This is a genomic window from Dietzia maris, from assembly GCF_014144855.1.
Taxonomy (GTDB): domain Bacteria; phylum Actinomycetota; class Actinomycetes; order Mycobacteriales; family Mycobacteriaceae; genus Dietzia; species Dietzia kunjamensis.
Window position 1 is genome coordinate 1 of sequence record NZ_JAALDN010000053.1, and the last position, 4,660, is coordinate 4,660.

General features: G+C 70.1%; 3 protein-coding genes and 1 pseudogene. 3 read left to right on the plus strand and 1 reads right to left on the minus strand.

Annotated elements, in window-relative coordinates; translation table 11 throughout:
- Positions 1 to 175 (minus strand): annotated as a pseudogene (locus G6024_RS17140) (M23 family peptidase); the annotation flags it as partial.
- Positions 176 to 460: 285 nt separating this feature from the next.
- Between G6024_RS17140 and sucC the strand changes: the two are divergent.
- From sucC to G6024_RS01975, 3 genes are all read left to right on the plus strand, one after another.
- Entirely contained in the window at positions 461 to 1,627 is a 1,167-nt protein-coding gene (gene sucC, locus G6024_RS01965) for an ADP-forming succinate--CoA ligase subunit beta (protein ID WP_067717323.1), read from the plus strand.
- Positions 1,628 to 1,649: 22 nt separating this feature from the next.
- Entirely contained in the window at positions 1,650 to 2,552 is a 903-nt protein-coding gene (gene sucD, locus G6024_RS01970; protein ID WP_067717326.1) for a succinate--CoA ligase subunit alpha, read from the plus strand.
- Positions 2,553 to 2,679: 127 nt separating this feature from the next.
- Positions 2,680 to 4,365 carry a cell division protein PerM gene (locus G6024_RS01975; RefSeq protein WP_235027724.1) on the plus strand — a complete coding sequence of 562 codons (1,686 nt, stop codon included), beginning with the start codon at positions 2,680 to 2,682 and terminating at the stop codon, positions 4,363 to 4,365.
- Positions 4,366 to 4,660: the final 295 nt, after the last annotated feature.

Below are 4,660 nucleotides of genomic sequence, written 5' to 3' on the forward strand. Positions count from 1 at the left end.
CGCCGGCCGCGACGGCCAGGACGGCTGCGCGACCGCGCAGTGCGTGCGGCGGCGCGGGCATCCGGTGACGGCCGACCCGGTGCGCACCGACAGGGGGGATGACGACGGGAGTCGCGGCTTCCTCGAATTGCGACTTCTGCACCGTGTCGTTTCCCCTCTGCGTTCGCGCCGTGATCTTTTCGTGATGAACGTCGTCCAACGTAACGGATCGGCAACGGTGCCGCAAGGTTGTCGGCGGCGCGTGGGGGAGGGGTGCGTCACACCGGTGCGACTCGTGGTGCCCGAGGGGCTCCGGGGTGCGCATGTGTGGGGTGTGACGGTTCGGACTGCCGTCCGGTGTGATCCACTACACACAGCTACCCCCAGTGTGCGACGGGGGACACACCACGCGCCTAGGATGAGGCAGGACTCGGCTTTCGACAGGGCCGGGCGAATCTACCCACGTCAAGATGGTGAGCTGATGGATCTCTTTGAATACCAGGCAAAGGCTCTTTTCGCGAAGCATGACGTGCCCACCACCCCGGGGCGCGTCGCGGACACCGCGGAAGAGGCCGAGAAGGTTGCGGCCGAGATCGGCAAGCCTGTCGTCGTCAAGGCGCAGGTCAAGGTCGGAGGCCGTGGCAAGGCCGGCGGCGTGAAGCTGGCGGAGGATGCCAAGGAGGCCCGCGCCCGGGCCGAGGACATCCTGGGCCTGGACATCAAGGGCCACATCGTCAAGAACCTGCTGGTCGCCGAGGCCAGCGACATCGCGGAGGAGTACTACATCTCCTTCCTGGTCGATCGGTCGAACCGCAATTACCTGGCCATGTGCTCGGTCGAGGGCGGCGTCGAGATCGAGCAGGTCGCCGAGGAGTCCCCGGACCGCCTCGCCCGGATCAACATCGACCCCACGGTCGGTGTCGACGAGGCCAAGGCCCGCGAGATCGCGAAGGCCGGCCACCTGCCGGAGGAGGTGCTGGACGCCGCTGCGGTGACCATCGCCAAGCTGTACGACGTCTTCATCAAGGAGGACGCCACGCTGGTCGAGGTGAACCCGCTCGTCCGTACGCCGAATGACGAGATCCTCGCGCTCGACGGCAAGGTCACCCTGGACGAGAACGCCGAGTTCCGTCACAAGGAGACCTTCGCCGACTTCGCCGACGCGGGCACCACGGATCCGCTCGAGCAGAAGGCCGCGGAGAACGACCTCAACTACGTCAAGCTGGACGGACAGGTCGGCATCATCGGCAACGGCGCCGGTCTGGTCATGTCGACCCTCGACGTCGTCGCCTACGCGGGCGAGAACCACGGCGGCGTCAAGCCCGCCAACTTCCTCGACATCGGCGGCGGTGCCTCTGCCGAGGTCATGGCCAACGGTCTCGACGTCATCCTCAATGACGAGCAGGTCAAGAGCGTGTTCGTCAACGTCTTCGGCGGCATCACCGCGTGTGACGCGGTCGCGAACGGCATCGTCAAGGCCCTGGAGATCCTGGGCGACGAGGCCAACAAGCCCCTCGTGGTCCGGCTCGACGGCAACAACGTCGAGGAGGGTCGCAAGATCCTCGCCGAGGCGAACCACCCGCTCGTGACCCTGGCCGACAACATGGACTCCGGCGCCGACAAGGCCGCCGAGCTGGCCGCCAAGTAAGAAGCTAAAGGACCTTACACACATGTCGATTTTCCTCAACAAGGACAACAAGGTCATCGTCCAGGGCATCACCGGCGGCGAGGGCAGCAAGCACACCGCCCGCATGCTCGCGGCCGGTACCCAGATCGTCGGCGGCGTCAACGCCCGCAAGGCCGGCACGACGGTGTCCCACAAGGACGCCGACGGTAACGACGTCGAGCTGCCCGTGTTCGGTTCCGTGAAGGAGGCCATGGAGGCCACCGGCGCCGACACGACGATTCTGTTCGTCCCGCCGCCGTTCACCAAGGACGCGATCATTGAGGCCGTGGACGCGGAGATCGGGCTCGCCGTGGTCATCACCGAGGGCGCCCCGGTGCTGGACACCGCCACCGCGTGGAACTACAACGTCGCCAAGGGCGGCAAGACCCGCATCATCGGCCCCAACTGCCCGGGCATCATCACGCCGGGCGAGTCGCTGGTCGGTATCACCCCGGCCAACATCGCGGGCAAGGGGCCGGTCGGTCTGGTGTCCAAGTCGGGCACCCTGACCTACCAGATGATGTACGAGCTGGCCGACTACGGTTTCTCGACCGCCATCGGCATCGGTGGCGACCCGATCGTCGGCACCACGCACATCGACTGCATCGAGGCCTTCGAGAACGACCCGGAGACCAAGGTCATCGTCATGATCGGCGAGATCGGCGGCGACGCCGAGGAGCGTGCGGCCGATTACATCAAGGCCAACGTCACCAAGCCGGTCGTCGGCTACGTGGCCGGCTTCACCGCCCCCGAGGGCAAGACGATGGGCCATGCCGGCGCCATCGTCTCCGGCTCCGCGGGTACCGCGCAGGCCAAGAAGGAGGCCCTGGAGGCCGCGGGCGTCAAGGTCGGCAAGACGCCGTCCGAGACCGCGCAGCTGGCCAAGGATCTTCTCGACGCCATGTGATCCGCCCGCGGTGGCCCTCCCGGCCACCGCGAGTGAGCAGGCCCCAGCGACCCCCGTCATCCCCGGATGGCGGGGGTCGCGGCGTGCCGGGGGTGCCCCGCGCCGGCGGGTATCTACGGTTGTCAGAGTGAGTCCCCCACGCGTCATCCGGCCCGCTGCGAGACGGTCGCCCGCGGGTGCCCGCTCGTTGTTGTGGACGGCGGCCGCCGCGGCGCTGCCCGTCATCGTCTCCGTACTGGTGCTGGCGGCGCTCACCCTGGCGGTTCTGCTGTTCACCGCCGACGGATTCGACTCGCTGTTCGCGGTGGTCGCGGTGGAGTGGCTGGTGGTCAACCGGGTGCCGCTGACCGTGGACCGGGTCGAGCTGGGGTTCCTGCCGTTGTTGCCCGCGCTGATCTATGTGGCGGTCCTGGCCCGGCAGACCCGTGCGGTGCTGGCGGACGTCGAGCAGCCGGGCCCGCGCGAGGCGGGGGCGGCGATGGCCGGTGTGACGCTGGCGGGGCTGTTGCTGACCGGGCTGGCGACGCTGCTGGTCGGGTCGGCCGCCTCGGATTTCGCGGTGCGCGAGTCGGCCCTGCCGACGGCGTTGCTGTGGACCGCGGGTGTGGGGATCGTGGGTTCGGGGCTGGGGGTGTGGCTGTACTTCCGTCGCGACCTGCGCGAGATACTGCCGCTGTGGGTGCGTGGGGGGATCCACCTGGGCGCCGCGTTCGTCGCCGCGACGTGGGCCGTCGCGACACTGCTGGTGCTGGTCGGACTGGTGATGGCGTGGGAGCCGGTGGGGTCGGTCCTGGAGATCGGCAAGGGCGTCGTGGGCGCGGCCGCGCTCGCGGGCATCTCGGTGGCGTACCTGCCCAATGTGGTGATGACCGGGGCCGCGCTCATGGTGGGCGGGGAGGCGCACCTGGGCGAGGCCTCCTACAGCGTGTTCGCGGTGTCCCGAGGGCCGATGCCGGAGGTGCCGTTGGCGGCCGTCCTGCCCACCACCAACCCGCACTGGGCCGTGCAGGGCCTGTTGCTCGTGACGGTGTTCGTGGCGGCCGGGCTCGCGAGGTCGGTCGCGCACTGGTTCCGCACGACGGGCGACGCCGTCAAGGCGACGTGGTTGGCCGCCGGGATCGTGGCCCTGGTGATCGCGGTGAGCCCGGTCATCGCGGGCGGTCGGCTGGGGATGCTGGGCATGGTCGGGACGGGCTCGCTCATCGCGGCGTCGATGGCCCTGGTGCTGTTCGGCATCATCGGGTCGGCGACGATCGCCTTGTCGTTGGCGGGCCTGACTCGGCGCCGCGAGCGGGCCGAGAGCGAACTCGAGCGGCGTCGTCGCCGCGCCGGGACCGCCCGGGTGGTCGAAGACCCGGTCGAGGACCCGGCGGAGTATCCGGTCGAGGACCCGACCGGGAGCGGGGTGGGCGAGGTCGGCGAGGCCAGCACGTCCGGTGTCGAGGACGCTGGTGTCGAGGACGCCGGGGTCGACAGCGCCGGGGTCGACGACGAGGTCGCCGCTTCCGACACCGCCGCGGAAGCCGAGGTGGACGCGCAGCCAGACCTCGACCCGGCTGCCGACGAGGACGCCACGGTTGCCGGGGGTCCGCCATCACCGGCGGTGGTCGAGGACCCACGGCCGGCGGAGGAGCAGCCCGCGGAGGGTCAGCCCGCCGAGGATCAGTCCGAGGAGGTCCGGGTCGACGAGGGCGAGTCCGAGGACACCCGGCGTGGGGACGCGGTGGCCGACGATGCCGAACCCGGCGATGCACAGTCCGACTCCGACGACCCGACCGGTCTGCCTGCCGAGGGCAGAGGGGCGGCCGACTAGACTCCCAGCCGTGGCCCGCGCTCCCGGTGGGTCTGAGGATCGACGGGTAGGAGAGCCGGACGTGGTCGGTAGCGAGACCCCCAGCGCCTCTCCACCTAGCGCCGGCTCCCCTGATGCCGACCCTGCCGGTGCCCGCCGCGTTGTCCTGATGGCGTCCGGTTCCGGGACCCTCGCGCAGAGCGTGCTCGACGCCGCCGACGCCCCCGGCTGCCCGTACCGCATCGTCGCGCTGGTCTCCGACCGCGACTGCGAGGCCGTCGCCAGGGCCGGCCGCGCCGACCTCCCGACGGCCGTC